This window comes from Streptomyces sp. NPDC048521, from assembly GCF_043199855.1.
Taxonomy (GTDB): Bacteria; Actinomycetota; Actinomycetes; order Streptomycetales; family Streptomycetaceae; genus Streptomyces.
The window spans coordinates 134,242-150,660 of sequence record NZ_JBICWR010000002.1 but is presented as its reverse complement, the minus strand read 5'-3'; the positions used below and the strand labels follow the sequence as shown (position 1 = coordinate 150,660).

Annotated in this window: 11 protein-coding genes and 1 tRNA gene; 7 read left to right on the top strand and 5 right to left on the bottom strand. The window is 71.5% G+C overall.

Features of this window, described 5'->3' with window-relative positions; genetic code table 11:
* Nucleotide 1: 1 nt before the first annotated feature.
* From ACGFRF_RS05085 to ACGFRF_RS05070, 4 genes are all read right to left on the bottom strand, one after another.
* Entirely contained in the window at nt 2–1,390 is a 1,389-nt protein-coding gene (locus ACGFRF_RS05085; RefSeq protein WP_393737216.1) for an OFA family MFS transporter, read from the bottom strand.
* Nucleotides 1,391–1,507: 117 nt separating this feature from the next.
* Nucleotides 1,508–3,652 (bottom strand): acetate--CoA ligase family protein, encoded by a 2,145-nt coding sequence (locus ACGFRF_RS05080; RefSeq protein ID WP_393737672.1) that lies wholly within the window; start codon nt 3,650–3,652, stop codon nt 1,508–1,510.
* A 4-nt stretch (nt 3,653–3,656) separates the two neighbouring features.
* A complete protein-coding gene (frc, locus tag ACGFRF_RS05075; RefSeq protein WP_393737215.1) occupies nt 3,657–4,898 on the bottom strand; it encodes a formyl-CoA transferase in 1,242 nt (413 codons plus the stop codon).
* Nucleotides 4,899–4,908: 10 nt separating this feature from the next.
* Nucleotides 4,909–6,591 (bottom strand): thiamine pyrophosphate-binding protein, encoded by a 1,683-nt coding sequence (locus ACGFRF_RS05070; protein WP_393737214.1) that lies wholly within the window; start codon nt 6,589–6,591, stop codon nt 4,909–4,911.
* 209 nt (nt 6,592–6,800) lie between these two features.
* Between ACGFRF_RS05070 and sucC the strand changes: the two genes are divergently transcribed.
* The 6 genes from sucC (at nt 6,801) to fusA (ending at nt 14,410) form a co-directional block, all read left to right on the top strand.
* A complete protein-coding gene (sucC, locus tag ACGFRF_RS05065) occupies nt 6,801–7,958 on the top strand; it encodes an ADP-forming succinate--CoA ligase subunit beta (RefSeq protein WP_393737213.1) in 1,158 nt (385 codons plus the stop codon).
* Nucleotides 7,943–8,845, top strand: a complete 903-nt coding sequence (sucD, locus tag ACGFRF_RS05060; protein WP_393737212.1) for a succinate--CoA ligase subunit alpha — start codon at nt 7,943–7,945, stop codon at nt 8,843–8,845. Before sucC ends, sucD begins: the two co-directional genes overlap by 16 nt.
* 103 nt (nt 8,846–8,948) lie before the next feature.
* Nucleotides 8,949–10,529 carry an aldehyde dehydrogenase family protein gene (locus ACGFRF_RS05055; protein ID WP_393737211.1) on the top strand — a complete coding sequence of 527 codons (1,581 nt, stop codon included), beginning with the start codon at nt 8,949–8,951 and terminating at the stop codon, nt 10,527–10,529.
* Between the two features lie 189 nt (nt 10,530–10,718).
* Nucleotides 10,719–10,806: transfer RNA gene (locus ACGFRF_RS05050), tRNA-Leu, on the top strand.
* Nucleotides 10,807–10,900: 94 nt separating this feature from the next.
* Nucleotides 10,901–11,923, top strand: coding sequence for a nucleotidyl transferase AbiEii/AbiGii toxin family protein (locus tag ACGFRF_RS05045; protein WP_393737210.1), 1,023 nt, complete (start codon nt 10,901–10,903; stop codon nt 11,921–11,923).
* Between the two features lie 417 nt (nt 11,924–12,340).
* Nucleotides 12,341–14,410, top strand: a complete 2,070-nt coding sequence (gene fusA / locus ACGFRF_RS05040) for an elongation factor G (protein WP_393737209.1) — start codon at nt 12,341–12,343, stop codon at nt 14,408–14,410.
* Nucleotides 14,411–14,526: 116 nt separating this feature from the next.
* Here fusA and ACGFRF_RS05035 read toward each other — a convergent pair whose 3' ends face one another.
* On the bottom strand, nt 14,527–15,384 hold the full coding sequence (locus tag ACGFRF_RS05035) for an LLM class F420-dependent oxidoreductase (RefSeq protein WP_393737208.1): 858 nt from the start codon (nt 15,382–15,384) through the stop codon (nt 14,527–14,529).
* 217 nt (nt 15,385–15,601) lie between these two features.
* On the opposite strand from ACGFRF_RS05035, the gene ACGFRF_RS05030 reads away from it, so the two are divergent.
* Entirely contained in the window at nt 15,602–16,411 is an 810-nt protein-coding gene (locus tag ACGFRF_RS05030) for a CPBP family intramembrane glutamic endopeptidase (protein ID WP_393737207.1), read from the top strand.
* The last annotated feature ends 8 nt before the right edge of the window (nt 16,412–16,419 follow it).

Below are 16,419 nucleotides of genomic sequence, written 5' to 3'. Positions count from 1 at the left end.
ATCAGGCCATCTCCTCGCCGAGCGGGTGCGGGTTGGGGACGATGCGCCGGGCCTTCGGCCTGCCCGGGGATTTCAGGAAGAGCGCCAGTACGGCGGAGGCCAGGCCGATCGATCCGGCGAGCACGAACGCGCCGTGGTAGTCCCACGCGCCGACGACGACCGCGCCCATGCCGGAGCCGACGAGCCCGGAGACCAGCTTCGAGCTGTAGACCATTCCGTAGTTGGTGGCGTTGTTGTTCTCGCCGAAGTAGTCCGCCGTCATGGCCGCGAACAGCGGGAAGATCGCCCCGCCGCCGAAACCGGAGACCATGGAGCAGAACAGGAAGAACGGCATGCTGGCCATCTGGCCGGAGACCAGCACGCCGAACTGCGCCGTGCCGAGCACGACGCACACGATGACCAGCGTGTTGCGGCGCCCGTAGCGGTCGGAGATCCAGCCGATGACACCGCGCCCGGTGCCGTTGACGATGGCCTTCAGGGACATCGCCGTGGCCACGATGCCGCCCGCGAAACCCATGTCCTTGCCGAACGGCACCTGGAAGGCGATGCCGAAGATGTTGATGCCGGCCGTGCACAGCAGACAGAACCACATCATCCACAGGACGGGCGTGCGGGCGGCCTCCTTCGGGGTGTACTGCTTGACCGCCGGCGGGTTCTTCTCCAGTGCCCGGCGGATCTTCGGGTCGTCGGTCATCCTCAGCGGATCGACGTGCGGGGGCCACCAGTTCTTCGGCGGATCCCGGAAGAACCAGCCGGCCGCGGCCACCACCAGGCACAGCCCGACGCCCACGCAGGCGAGCACGGTCCGGTAGTTGCTCAGGTCCATGTACGCGGTGAACAGGAAGACGAAGGGCACGGACCCGTAGGCGAAACCGCCGTTGACGAAGCCCGTCTTGCCGCCCTTGCGCTCGGGATACCACTTGCCGACCATGTTCACGCAGGTCGCGTAGACGAGACCGGCGCCGATGCCGCTGCACATGCCGAACCCGAAGTAGGCCACGGCCACGTGCGGCGCGTACGCCAGCGACAGATAGCCCAGCATCGTGCCGACGGCGCCGATCATCATCGCCGTACGGGCGGGCAGTCTGCCGCTCTCCCGCAGCCGGCCGGCGGGGAAGGCCACGGCCGCCTGGAAGAACACCCAGACGCCCATCAGCCAGAAGATGTGTCCGCTGCTCCACAGGTGAGCCTCGTGGAGCGTGTTCTCCGCCGACGTGAACGCGTACTCGGCGGAGCTGATGCCCATCATGCCCACCCAGGGCAGGATGACCATCCACTTGCGTGTTCGGCCCATGATGTCGGTGTCGGACTCGCCGATCCGGAACGTGCGGCCGTTGTGGTCCGTCACCTCTCTGTAGGGGACGGACGTCGAGTAGTCGGTGGTTTTCATCGCTCAGCACCCCTTGCGTCGAAAGCTCTGGCCAGCGCCCCCTGTCCAATGCCTTTCGCGTGCGCACGGGTCCCGGGGCGGCCGACCGCACTGTCGGCCGCCCCGCGTTCACTCACGTCATGAACCGCCCCCCAACAGTCCGGCCGCCCGCGCCCACCGGTACTTCGCGCCGAGCACCGCCACCGGCTTCTCGGTCGTGTACGGGTAGGCCACGACCCCCCGCTCGAACAGGTACTGGCAGGCCTCCTCGACCTCGACGTCACCGGCGAGGGAGGCCACGACCGGCTTCTCGACGCCCCGCTCGCGGAACTCGGCGACCACGCGCGCGGTCAGCTCGGCGAACACCATCGGCGGGGTGACGATCGTGTGCCAGTAGCCGAGCACGAGCGCGTGGATCCGCGGGTCCTCCAGACCCAGCCGGATCGTCGCCTCGTACGTCGACGGCGGCTCACCACCGGTGATGTCGACGGGGTTGCCGGCCGCGCCGAACGGCGGGATGAACCGGCGGAACGCCTCGTCCAGATCGGGCGGGATCTCCATCAGGGACAGCCCGTTGTCCGTCACCGCGTCCGACAGCAGCACGCCGCTGCCGCCGGCACCCGTGATGATCACGACGTTGTCGCCCTGCGGAGCGGGCAGCACGGGAAGGGCGCGGGCGTACTCCAGCATCTCGTTCAGGCCCGGCGCCCGGATCACCCCGGCCTGCCGGAGGATGTCGTCGTAGACCGCGTCGTCGCCGGCGAGGGCGCCGGTGTGCGAACCGGCAGCCTTCGCGCCCGCCGCCGTACGACCCGCCTTCAGCACCACGACCGGCTTCTTCGGCACGGTCGCACGCGCCGCCTCCACGAAGGCCCGGCCGTCCTTGAGGTCCTCCAGGTGCATCGCGATGCACTCGGTGTGCGGGTCCTCACCGAACCACGTCAGCAGGTCGTCCTCGTCCAGGTCCGACTTGTTGCCGAGGCCGACGATCGCCGACACGCCCGTCTTCGTGGTGCGGGCGAAGCCCAGGATGGCCATGCCGATGCCGCCGGACTGCGAGGTCAGTGCCACGCCGCCCTTGACGTCGTAGGGCGTGCAGAACGTGGCGCACAGGTCCTGCCAGGTGGAGTAGTAGCCGTAGATGTTCGGGCCGAGCAGGCGGACGCCGTGCCGTTCGGCGATCGCCACGATCTCCGCCTGGAGTGCGTGCTCGCCGGTCTCCGCGAACCCGGACGGGATGAGGACGGCGTTGGGGATCTTCTTGCGTCCCACCTCCTCCAGCGCCGCGGCCACGAAGCGGGCGGGAATGGCGAAGACGGCCACATCCACCTCACCGGGAACGTCCGTGACACTCTTGTACGCCTTGCGGCCCAGAATGTCATCGGCCCTGGGGTTCACCGGGTGGATCTCGCCGGCGAAGCCGCCGTCGACGAGGTTGCGCATCACCGAGTTGCCGATCTTGCCCGGCTCGTTGGAGGCGCCGATGACGGCGACGGAGGAGGGCTGCATCAACCGCCGCATGGACGTGAGGATCTCGTCGCGGGTGTACGTCCTCCTCGGCACCGGCTGCCGTTCGGCGAGGATCACCCGGATGTCGGCGGCGACCGCACCCGTCGGCGTGGCGATCACCGGATTGAGGTCCACCTCCGCGATCTCCGGGAAGTCCGCGACCAGTTGGGACACGCGCCGGATCTGCTCGGCCACCGCCCACCGGTCCACGCCGGCCTGCCCGCGCACCCCGCGCAGGATCTCCGCCGACCGGATGGAGTCGAGCATCGACAGCGCCTCGTCGGCGGAGACCGGTGCCAGCCGGAACGTCACGTCCCTCAGCACCTCGACCAGCACACCGCCGAGCCCGAACGCCACCACCTTCCCGAACGTGGGGTCGGTGACCGCGCCGACGATGACCTCCTGACCCTGGGGCAGCAACTCCTGCACCTGCACGCCCAGGACGCGGGCGCCGGCGTCGTACGCGCGCGCGTTCTCGACGATCCGGCAGAACGCGGCCCGTACGTCCGCCGCGCCCTCCACCCCGACGACCACACCACCGGCGTCGGTCTTGTGCAGGATGTCCGGCGAGACGATCTTCATGACCACCGGTCCGCCGAACCGCGCCGCCGCGGCCACCGCCTCGTCGACGTCCGTCGCCAGCGCCTCGCCCGGTACGGCGATCCCGTACGCGTCGGCGAGCACCTTGCCCTCGGGCGCCGTCAGCGCGGTACGGCCCTCGGCCCGCACGGAGTCGAGGAGCGACCGCACCTTCAGCACCCGGTCTTCGGCCATCACGTCAGATCACTCCGTTCGACTTCAGCAGGCGCAGCTCCTCGTCACCGAGGCCCAGTTCGCCGACGTAGACCTCTTCGTTGTGCTCGCCGAGCAGCGGCGAGCTGCTCACCTCGACGGGGGAGTCGGAGAGCTTGAGCGGGCTGCCGACGGTCACGAACTCGCCGCGCTCGGGGTGCGGGACGCGCACCACCATCTCGTTGGCGGCGAGCGAGGCGTCCTCGATGATCTCCTTGGTGGACAGGATCGGCCCGCACGGGATGTTGTGCGCGTTCAGCCGCTCCAGCACCTGCCACTTGGGGAGCGTGGAGGACCACTCCTCGATCAGCTGGAACATCTTGTTCAGCTTCGGCAGCCGGGCCTCCGGCGTCGCCCACTCGGGGTCGTCGGCGAGTTCGGGCCGGCCGATGAGTTCGCTGATCGGCTTCCAGCCGACGGGCTGGACGATGACGTACACGTAGTCGTTCGGGCCGCCCGGCGCGCACTGGACCGCCCAGCCGGGCTGGCCGCCGCCGGACGCGTTCCCGGACCGGGGAACCTCCGTGCCGAAGTCGTCGTTGGGATATTCGGCGAGCGGCCCGTGTGCCAGGCGCTGCTGGTCCCGCAGCTTCACCCGGCACAGGTTGAGTACAGCGTGCTGCATGGCCACGTTGACCCGCTGCCCACGCCCGGTCCGCTCCCGCTGGAAGAGCGCCGCGAGAATCCCCGCCACGGCGTGCACACCCGTCCCCGAGTCCCCGATCTGGGCTCCCGTCGCCAGCGGCGGCCCGTCCTCGAAGCCGGTGGTCGACATCGACCCGCCCATGGCCTGCGCGACGACCTCGTACGCCTTGAAGTTGGTGTACGGACCGTCCCCGAACCCCTTGATGGAGGCATAGACGATCCGGGGGTTGATCTCCTTGATGCGGTCCCAGGTGAACCCCATCCGGTCGACCGCGCCCGGGCCGAAGTTCTCGACCATGACGTCCGAGCGCCGGATCAGCTCGGTGAGGATCTCCTTGCCGCGCTCGGTCTTGGTGTTCAGGGTGATGCTCCGCTTGTTGCAGTTGAGCATCGTGAAGTAGAGGGAGTCGACGTCCGGCAGGTCCCGCAGCTGTTTGCGGGTGATGTCGCCGGTCGGCGCCTCCAGCTTGACGACGTCGGCGCCGAGCCAGGCGAGCAGCTGGGTGGCCGACGGCCCGGACTGGACGTGCGTCATGTCCAGGACGCGGATGCCTTCCAGGGCCTTGGTGGGCGTTCCAGTCATGCGGGCCACCTCACTTGTACATGGTCTGGTTCATGGTTCCGGGGGCGTAGGCGTCCGGGTCGACCCAGACGTTGATCAGCGACGGCTTGCCGGACTCGCGGGCCCGGCGCAGGGCGGGGCCGATGTCGGCGGGGTCGCGGACCTCCTCGCCGTGACCGCCCAGCAGCTGCGCGAACTTGTCGTACGCCACGTCGCCGAGGGTGTTGCCGATCCGTTCGCGTTCCTTGCCGTACTTGGCGGCCTGGCCGTAACGGATCTGGTTCATGGAGGAGTTGTTGCCGACGATGCCGACGAACGGCAGGTCGTAGCGGACGAGGGTCTCGAAGTCCCAGCCGGTGAGGGAGAAGGCGCCGTCGCCGAAGAGGGCGACGACCTCCTTGTCCGGGCGTGCCTGCTTGGCGGCGAGCACGAAGGGGACGCCGACGCCGAGGGTGCCGAGGGGACCCGGGTCCATCCAGTGACCGGGGCTCTTGGGCTGTACGACCTGCCCGGAGAAGGTGACGATGTCGCCGCCGTCGCCGATGTAGATCGAGTCCTCGGTGAGGAAGTCGTTGATCTCGCTGACCAGCCGGTAGGGGTGGATGGGCGAGGCGTCGGAGCGCAGCTGCGGCAACCGCTTCTCGAGCGCGGTCTGCTCGGCCGCGCGCAGTTCGTCCAGCCATTCCTTGCGCCGGGACGCACCCCCGTTGACGCGTCCGGAGGCGGCCTCGGTCACCGACTTCAGCACCAGGCCGGCGTCGCCGACGATGCCGAGGTCGATGTCGCGGTTCTTGCCGACGGTGCGGTAGTCGAGGTCGATCTGGACGACCGTGGCGTCGGGGGAGAGGCGCTTGCCGTAGCCCATGCGGAAGTCGAAGGGCGTGCCGACGATCACGATGACGTCGGCGTTCGAGAACGCGTAGCGGCGGGAGAGCTGGAAGTGGTGCGGGTCCCCGGGCGGGAGGGTGCCGCGGCCGGCGCCGTTCATGTACGCCGGGATGTTGAGGGCGCGCACCAGCTCGATCGCGGCCTCGGTGCCCCGGGTCGTCCACACCTGGCTGCCCAGCAGGATCGCGGGCTTCTCGGCGTGCACCAGCAGGTCGGCGAGCTTCTCGACCGCCTCCGGGTCGCCGGCGGAGCGGGTGGAGGCGCGGTAGGCGCCGGTCTTCGGGACGCGGGCCTTGGTGCGCGGCACCTTGGCGTCGAGGACATCCCGGGGGATCTCCAGGAAGGCGGGGCCGGGCGCTCCGTGATAGCACTCGCGGAAGGCCATCGACACCATGTCGGCCGCGCGGGCCGTGTCCGGCACCGTCGCCGCGAACTTGGTGATCGGCGTCATCATGTCGACGTGCGGCAGGTCCTGCAGGGAGCCCATCTTGTGCTGGGTCAGGGCTCCTTGGCCGCCGATGAGCAGCATCGGGGACTCCGCGCGGAAGGCGTTGGCGACCCCGGTGACGGCGTCGGTCGTGCCGGGTCCGGCGGTGACCACCGCGCAGCCCGGCTTTCCGGTGATGCGGGCGTAGCCGTCGGCGGCGTGTGCGGCGACCTGCTCGTGGCGCACGTCGACGACCTCTATGCCCTCGTCGACGCAGCCGTCGTAGATGTCGATGATGTGGCCGCCGCACAGGGTGTAGATGCGGTCGACCCCCTCGGCCTTCAGCGCCTTGGCAACGAGATGACCACCGGAGATGACGTCCTGGGTGTCGTCGGGCATGGCGAAGTCCTGTCCCTTTCGTAGGGGTTTGGGCGGCTCGCAGGGCACTGTATGCAGTAGATTGCATACAGTCGACGAATACTGTATGAAGCTTGTTATCCCGCATCCCGTGGTTGGTGTCCAGGGGGCGTACGCACTTTTCGGTCACCCGAGTTCGGCCACGACGAATGCCCCGGGGGCGGGCGACGACCTCGCAGACAGGAGCCGGAATGGACCTGTACGAACACCAGGCAAGGCAACTCTTCGAGGAACACGGCATCCCGGTGCCGCGGGCGGAGGTCACCGACTCGCCCAAGGAGGCCCGCGAGATCGCCCGCCGGCTCGGCGGCCGGGTCGTGGTCAAGGCACAGGTGAAGACGGGCGGGCGGGGCAAGGCGGGCGGGGTCAAGCTCGCCGCCGACCCCGCCGCCGCGGAGCTGACGGCGCGCCAGATCCTCGGTATGGACATCAAGGGGCACCCGGTCGGCACGGTGATGCTCGCCCAACCCGTCGACATCGCCGAGGAGTTCTACGTCTCCTACGTCCTGGACCGCGCGGCCGGCGGCTTCCTCGCCATCGCCTCCGCGCAGGGCGGCATGGAGATCGAGGAGGTGGCCGCGACCCGGCCGGAAGCGGTGGCGCGGATCCCCGTCGACCGGGCCGAGGGCGTCACCTCCGCCAAGGCGGGGCAGATCGCGAACGCCGCCGGGCTGCCGGCGCAGACCGCCGACGTCCTGGTGCGGCTGTGGCAGGTACTGGTCCGCGAGGACGCGCTGCTCGTCGAGGTCAATCCGCTGGTGCGCACCACCCAGGGGCACATCCTCGCCCTCGACGGCAAGGTCACCCTGGACGACAACGCCCGCTTCCGGCAGGCCCGTTGGGGCGCCGCTGACGAGGAGCACCCCGATCCGCTGGAGGCGATGGCCGCCGAGCGCGGACTCAACTACGTCAAGCTCGACGGCGAGGTCGGGATCATCGGCAACGGCGCGGGCCTGGTCATGTCGACCCTGGACGTGGTCGCCGGCTGCGGCGCCCGACCCGCGAACTTCCTCGACATCGGCGGCGGGGCCTCGGCCCAGGTCATGGCCGACGGACTGTCGGTGATCCTCGCCGACCCGGCCGTGCACTCCGTCTTCGTCAACGTCTTCGGCGGGATCACCGCATGCGACGCGGTCGCCGACGGGATCGTGGCGGCGGTCGACCGTATCCGGCTGACCAAGCCACTGGTCGTCCGCCTCGACGGCAACAACGCCGCCCGCGGGCGCGCGATCCTCGGCGACCGCGCGCACCCGCTGATCGAACAGGTCACCACGATGGACGGCGCCGCCCGCCGGGCCGCCGAACTCGCCCACACAGCGCAGGGAGCCGGGACATGGCGATCTATCTGACCAAGGAGAGCAAGGTCCTCGTGCAGGGCATGACCGGCGGCGAGGGCATGAAGCACACCCGGCGTATGCTCGCGGCCGGCACGAACGTCGTCGGCGGGGTCAACCCGCGCAAGGCCGGGCAGAGCGTCGACTTCGACGGGCAGGTGGTCCCCGTCTTCGGGTCGGTCGCCGACGGCATGCGGTCCACCGGTGCGGATGTCACGGTCGTCTTCGTCCCGCCGGCCTTCGTCAAGGCCGCCGTGACCGAGGCCGCCGACGCAGGCATCCCCCTCGCCGTCGTCATCACCGAGGGCATACCGGTCCACGACACCGTCACCTTCACCGCGTACGCACGGCACCGGGGCACCCGGATCATCGGCCCGAACTGCCCCGGCCTGATCACCCCCGGCCAGTCCGACGCGGGCATCATCCCCGCCGACATCACCAAGCCCGGCCGCATCGGACTGGTCTCGAAGTCGGGCACCCTCACCTACCAACTCATGTACGAGCTGCGGGACATCGGCTTCTCCACCTGTGTCGGCATCGGCGGCGACCCCGTCGTCGGCACCAGCCACATCGACTGCCTGGCCGCCTTCCAGGACGACCCCGACACCGAACTCGTCGTCCTCATCGGGGAGATCGGCGGCGACGCGGAGGAGCGCGCCGCCGCCTACATCCGCGACCACGTCACCAAGCCCGTCGTCGGCTACATCGCCGGCTTCACCGCACCCGAGGGCCGGACCATGGGCCACGCCGGCGCCATCGTCTCCGGCTCCGCCGGCACCGCCCGGGCCAAGCAGGAGGCGCTGGAGGCCGCGGGGGTCCGGGTCGGCCGTACACCGAGCGAGACGGCCCGCCTGGTCCTGGAGTGCCTCGGCAGCGACCGGCCCCGACCGACGGACGGCTGACCACACCAGGACCGACGGACGGCTGACCACACCCGCCCCGACCGTGCAGCGAGAACGGCTGACCACACCCGCCCCGACCGTGCAGCGAGAGCGGAGACGACGTATGGCACCCACCCTCACCCCCGCCCCCGAGCCCGCGGACCCCGTACCCCCGGCGCTCCTGAAACCCGGCACCTCCTACGCCGACGCCTGGCGGCGTTGCCGCACCGCCGCACCCGAGGCCTTCCGGGACGACCGCGTCCTCAACCTCTGGGACGCCGCCTGGCGGCCCGACGGGCGGACACTGCCGGCGACCACCCCGGTCGACGGCACCCCGATCGCCGGCGCCCCCCGCCTGGACGGCGCCACCGCCCAGCGCGCCGTACGCGCCGCCCTCGACCAGCACCGCGCCTGGCGGCACGTGCCCCTACCCGAACGGCGGGCCCGCGTCGCCGCCACCCTGGACGCACTGGCCGAGCACCGCGACCTGCTCGCCCTGCTGCTCGTCTGGGAGATCGGCAAGCCCTGGCGGCTGGCCCGCGCGGACGTGGACCGGGCGATCGACGGCGTCCGCTGGTACGTCGACGGCATCGAACCCATGCTCGCCGGCCGGGCCCCGCTGGACGGACCCGTCTCCAACATCGCCAGCTGGAACTACCCGATGAGCGTCCTCGTGCACGCCGTCCTCGTGCAGGCCCTGGCCGGCAACGCGGTCATCGCCAAGACCCCGACCGACGGCGGTGTGGCGTGCCTCACCCTCGCCGCGGCGCTGGCGGCCCGCGAGGGAGTGCCCCTCACCCTGGTCGGCGGCAGCGGCGGCGAGCTGAACCAGGCGCTGGTCCGGGCGCCGGAGATCGGCTGCGTCTCCTTCGTCGGAGGCCGCGACACCGGCGCCGCCGTCGCCACCGCCGTCGCCGACGTCGGCAAACGGCACATCCTGGAACAGGAGGGGCTCAACACCTGGGGCATCTGGGACTTCTCCGACTGGCCGCGGCTGACCGCGCTGATCCCCAAGCTCTTCGACTACGGCAAGCAGCGCTGCACCGCCTACCCGCGCTTCGTCGTGCAGCGCTCCCTGTTCGACGCGTTCCTGGCCGCCTACCTGCCGGCCGTACGGGCCGTCCGCGTCGGCCACCCGCTCGCCGTCACGGACCCGTCCGACCCGCTCCCCGACCTGGACTTCGGGCCGCTGATCAACGCGGCCAAGGCCAAGGAACTCACCGACCAGGTCGCCGAGGCGATCGACCGGGGCGCCGTACCCCTGCACCGCGGCCGGCCCGACCAGGCGCGTTTCCTGCCCGGACAGGACACCTCCGCGTACGTCCACCCCGTCACCCTCCTGAACCCGCCGCCCTCCTCGCCGCTGCACCACGCGGAACCCTTCGGCCCGGTCGACACGATCGTCCTGGTCGACACCGAGGCCGAACTGCTGGCCGCCATGAACGCCTCCAACGGCGCGCTGGTGGCCACCCTCGCCACCGACGACCGGGCCACCTACGACCGGCTCGCCCCGCAGATCCGCGCCTTCAAGACCGGCCATGGCGTGCCGCGCTCCCGAGGTGACCGGGAGGAGCTGTTCGGCGGGTTCGGCGCCTCCTGGCGCGGCGCCTTCGTCGGCGGCGAACTGCTGGTGCGGGCCGTCACCCGGGGTCCGGCGGGGGAGCGGCCGCCCGGGAACTTCCCGGAGTACCAGCTCATGCCGTGATCCGTTTCCCGCCATGATCCTCACGCACCGTACGCGGGATCTCGCCGACTGCATACAGTCGCCGATCCCGTGGCCGGGGCTCCCGGGGCACTGCCCGGCGGACGGATACGCAGGTGAAACGCACTCCGAAACCTTGGTATTGTTGTCTCGTCGCCGCGGGGAACACCCCGGCCGGGCGGCAGACACCTAGTCCGGGTGGCGGAATGGCAGACGCGCTAGCTTGAGGTGCTAGTGCCCTTTATCGGGCGTGGGGGTTCAAGTCCCCCCTCGGACACCAGTGAGAACCCCATGGCCGCGGCCATGGGGTTCTTCGTGTGGGACCAGCCGCGTCCGCCCCGCCCCTGTCAGTGGTGAACGCTACGGTCTGCCCCGTGAACGCACAGCGGGGCGACAGTGAGCCGGACGAGACCGTCCGCGCGGAGACCGACGCGCGCGGCGAGGGGCCGGCGGCGGTCCGGCGCGCGGCTCTGGATCATGTGCTGGCCCTCGTCGCGGACGCTCCCTGGAGCGGGAGCCTGGTGCTGCGCGGCAGCATGGTCATGCCGGCGTGGGTGGGGGACGCGGCGCGCGAGCCGGCCGACCTCGACTGGGTGGTCCTGGAACACGCCGTAGGCGTCGATGCCCTGGACCCGTATCCGTACCTCGACCGGATCGACACGGTGCAGCAGTGGCCCGAGGCGGCCGACGGCGCCGCGCGGTACGAGATGTGGGGGTACGAGGAGTTCGACACCGCAGGCCTGCGGCCGGCGTGCCCGCCCGAAGGACTGCACTGGCTGTACGACGACGACGCCGTGGAGACCAGCCCCCCGTACCTGGACCTGCTCGAACGCGTGACCCGGCGCCCGTACGCCGCCCCCGGTGTGTTCCTGGACGCGGGGAGCGCCCGCGTCGACGGCACGTGGACGTACGCGTACTACGCCACGCCAGGAGTACGGCTGCTCATACCCTGGCACGCGCAGGGCCTGCCGCCCGGCGAGGTGCGACTGGACTTCGCCCGGGACGAACGGCTCCCCGAGCCACCGGTGTGGACCCTCGTGCCGCGCGGCGACGGCGGACCTCCCACAGCGGTACGGACCGCGAGCCGCGAACTGTCCCTGGCGTGGAAGCTGCTGTGGCTGCACACCGACAGCCAGGACGGCGGCCGGGCGCAGGGCAAGGACCTGTACGACGCGGTGCTCCTCGCCGAGGCGGAGGGCACAGCGCTGCCGCTCCGCCTGCTGCGCTCGGTGTTCCGTGGCACGGCGCCCGTCGAGCAGAACGTCCTTTGCCCGGCCGCGCTGCTGCGCCGGGACGTGGACTGGGACGGCTTCCGGCGCAAGCACCCCTGGGTGCGCGGGACGGCACAGCAATGGCTTCGCCGACTCGCCCGGGCACTGGAATCGGCCGTCGGATAGCGGTGGCCGCCGGAACCGGACGCGGGAATCGTCCCTCGGAGAGCGCCCGTTGACACATGACGCCGGGCGAAAAAATCGGTACTCGCCGCCTGATTCCTTTTCCTACACTCGCTCATGCATCGCGCGCCGCAGCGACACCACCGCGGCGCGCTTCACGAGGTATGAGGACCGAGGGGAGCCAGGCCGTGCGTGACCGTACCGCCGTCGTCGTTCCCCCTTCGCGGACCGAGGTGATCCTCGTGTCCTCGTCCGTCCGGTGCCCGCTGCGCGGCCGGCACCGGATGCCCGTGACGCCCCGCTGACACCCCGGCCGCCCGCCCGGCACACGCCCGGCCGCCGCCGTGCCGTCAGCTCCACCCGGCGCACGGGACATCGCGCTGCCCTTCTCCAGAGCCCCTTCCCGAAAGGCACCGGGCCGTGCGCACCGACCTCACCACCCTCGCCGCCGTCCGCAACCTCGGCATCCTCGCCCACGTCGACGCCGGCAAGACCACCGTCACCGAGCGGATCCTGTACGCGACGGGCACCACCCACAAGCGGGGCGAGGTGCACGACGGCACCACCGTCACCGACTTCGACCCGCAGGAACGCGACCGCGGCATCACGATCTTCGCCGCCGCGGTGAGCTGCGCGTGGGACGGCCACCGCGTCAACCTCATCGACACCCCCGGCCACGTCGACTTCGCCGACGAGGTCGAACGTTCGCTGCGCGTCCTCGACGGGGCGATCGCCGTGTTCGACGCCGTCGCCGGGGTCGAGCCGCAGAGCGAGTCGGTGTGGCGGCAGGCCGACCGGCACGGCGTACCCAGGATCGCCTTCGTCAACAAGCTGGACCGCGCGGGCGCGGACCTCGACCGGGCCGTCGACTCGATCCGCGATCGCCTGCACCCGGCCCCGCTCGTCGTCCAGTTGCCGATCGGGGCGGAGGACGGGTTCAGGGGAGTGGTGGATTTGGTACGGATGCGCTCCCTGGTCTGGGCGGACGGCGACGGTACGGCCCTGGCGGGGCCGGTGCCGGAGGAACTGCGGCAGGAGGCGGCGCGGCGGCGCCGGGCACTGGAGGAAGCCGTGGCCGAACTGCACCCGGCCGCCCTGGAGGAGTTCTGCCGGCGGGAGACGCTCTCCGCCGCGACCCTCGCCGCCACCCTGCGCGACCTCACCCGCAGCGGGGACGGCGTGGTCGTCCTGTGCGGCTCCGCCTACCGCAACCGCGGCATCGAACCGCTGCTGGACGCGGTGGTGGCCTACCTGCCGTCGCCGCTCGACGTGCCCGCCGTGCGCGGTGTCCACGAGGGCGCCGAGCAGTCACGGGCCGCCGATCCCGAAGCACCGTTCGCGGGGCTCGTGTTCAAGGTGAACGCGAGCGCCACCGGACGACTGACCTACGTGCGCGTCTACGCGGGCACGATCGAGAAAGGGGACACCGTGCGGGACCCGGGCACCGGACGCACCGAGCGCGTGGCGCGGATCCTGCGCGTCATGGCGGACCGGCACGCCCAGCTCGACCGGGCGGTCGCCGGTGACATCGTCGCGCTCGCGGGCGTGAAGTCGGCCCGGGCCGGCTCCACGCTGTGCGATCCCGCCGCCCCCCTGTTCCTCGAACCCACCGTGGCCGCCGAGCCCGTGGTGTCCGTGGCGGTCGAGGCACGGCGCGGTGCGGACACCGGCCGGCTGGCGACGGCGCTGGCACGGCTCGCGGAGGAGGACCCCTCACTGGTGGTGCGCACCGACGCCGAGACCGGGCAGACCGTGCTGTCCGGGATGGGCGAACTCCACCTGGAGGTCGCGGTGGAGAAGATCCGCCGTGACGGGGGACCGGACGTCACCGTCGGCCGTCCCGGGGTCGCCTACCGCGAGACCGTCGTCGGCGCCGTGCGCGGGTTCGTGTTCCGGCACGTCAAACAGGACGGCGGGGCCGGGCAGTTCGCCCATGTCGTGCTCGACGTGGAACCGCTCGGTCCCGAAGCGGGCGTCACCGGCTTCGCGTTCCGGTCCGCCGTGACCGGCGGGCGGGTGCCGCAGGAGTACGTGCGCGCGGTCGAGGCCGGATGCCGTGACGCCCTCGCCGAGGGCCCCCTCGGCGGTCACCCGGTGACCGGCCTGCGGGTCACGCTCACCGACGGCTCCACGCATGTGAAGGACTCCTCCGACACGGCCTTCCGCACCGCGGGCCGGCTCGGTCTCCGCGAGGCCCTGCGCGCCTGCCCGACGGCCCTGCTGGAACCGGTCGCCGAGGTGACGGTCACCGTGCCGGACGACGCGGTCGGCGGGGTCCTCGGGGACCTGGCCGCCCGGCGCGGGCGCGTCAGCGGCTCGGAGACCCGCGGCGGCACGGCCGCGGTGACCGCGACCGTGCCGCTGGCGGAACTGTTCGGCTACGCGACGCGGTTGCGCAGCCGCACCCAGGGCCGGGGCACCTTCACGACCCGGCCCGCCGGTTACGCCCTGGCCCCGGTGCCGGGACAGGTACCGGTACGGGTCCGGTAGGCGGCGCGCGGCATCCGCCGCGGCGCCGGCGGTCCGTGCCACGAGCCGACGGGTTCGCGGCACGGGCCGTCCGCCCTCCCAGCGGACCTCCCCACGCGTTGACCTGCCGAGCCCTGTCAGGGGGCGAGGCCGAACCGGTCGGCGAACGCGGACATCTCCTCTCGCTGACGGGACGGTTCGTGAGCAGGGGGACTGACCACGATGCGGGTCACGCCCTGCCGGGCGAATTCCTCCACCTGTTCGGCGGACATGTCCATCGACCCCCATCGCGTGTACTCGAGGGCCGCCGGGTCACGGCCGGCCTCGGCAGCGGCCGACCGGGCGAGTCGCAGCTGGGCGGCCCGCTGCTCCTCGGTGAGCGAGCCGCCCGGGAACCAGCCGTCGCCATGGCGTCCGGCGCGGCGGGCGGCCGCCGGACTGGAACCGCCGACATGGACGGGAAGCACGGTGTCCGCGAAGGGCTTGGGAAAGCTGCACAGGTTGTCGAACGAGAAGAACTCCCCGTCGAAACCGACGCCGTCGCCGTCTCCCGCCCACAGCAGCCGCAGTACCTGGATCGCCTCGTCGGCGCGACGGCCCCGCGAGCGGAAGTCGACCCCGACCGCCCGGGCCTCGCCCGGCAGGGTGCCGATGCCCACGGTCAGGAGCCGCATCCGCCCTCCGGACAGCAGGTCGATGGTCGCGAGGCGCTTGGCGAGCGTCACCGGGTGGTGGTAGGGGAGCAGCAGGACGCCGGTCCCCAGGAGGATCCGGTCCGTGGCGGCGGCCGCGAAGTTCAGACAGTCGAGCGGGTCACCGTAGGGCAGCGACGGCGGGAGTGTCATGGCGCCGAGCCGCGCGCCGGGATAGAGAGCGATGTGTTCGGGCAGATAGAGCGCCTCGAAGCCGCACTCCTCGGCGTGCCGGGCGAAGCCGGCGATCCGTTCGGGATCCACACCGAGGACGGGGGTGCTGTAGGAGATCGCGAATTTCATGTCGTTCCCGCTCCGCTCGGGGGTTCAGGACGAGGTCCCTGATCACGAACACGGGACGCTACTGCTTGACGTCGGCGTCAAGGCCAGCCCCGATCCCGTTCGCCCTCGCCTGCCGGGCACCGCGCGCACTGCCGCCCCACGGGGTGGAGCCAGGTACAGGTGCATTCGGCACGCAGGTCCAGTCCGCGTGCGCCGGCCGCCCGGCATCGTCGTAGCCATGCAGAACAGACAGCCGTACAGAGCGCAGGCAGGGATCTACCTGGCCATCGCCTTCGTCGCGGCCGGAGCGCTGGGAGCGGTGCAGCCGGCCACGGGGATCCCCGAGGAGATCATTCAGCTCACCCAGTTCGGGCCGGCACTGGGCGTGGCCGCGGTGGCCCTGCTGTGGCCGTCCTGGACACGGGGGCTGCTCGCCGGAACCTCGGGAGGCGCGGCCTGCCGGCGGTGGCCGTTGCTCATCACACCGCCCTTGGTGATCCTCCTGTCGGCGGGCTCGTACGCCCTGCTCACCGGCGCTGCCCACACCACCGACCCGCGCACCCTGCACCACCCCTTCCTCGTGATCGCCCTCGCCCAACTCGTCGGCGCCTGCGGCGAGGAGATCGGCTGGCGCTGCCTGCTGCAGCCCCTGCTGCGCCGCCGCTTCGGTCCGCTCACCGCGTCGGTGGCCGTCGGGACGGTGTGGGGCCTGTGGCACGTCCAGGTGCTGACGCAGAGCCCGGCGTACGCGGCAGGCTTCCTGCTGGCCACGGTCGCCATGTCCGTCGTCCTGGGCCTGGCCCTGGAAGGGGAGACGGGAGGCCGCCGCCTGCTGTTCGCCGGTGGCTTCCACGCCCTGGTCAACCTCGGAATGCTGCTGTTCATGGACGAGGAGACCGGCAGGGCGCTGCCCATGGTGCTGTTCGGGTCGGCATGCGCGGTGGCGGCGGTGCCGTGGGTGCGGCGGTCCAGGCGGCAGCCGGTTGTTACGATCCCGGCGACTGCGGGGGTGAGTGAGACAGGTGTACGGGGCGGGGTTGTCCGGTAGGCGTGCCA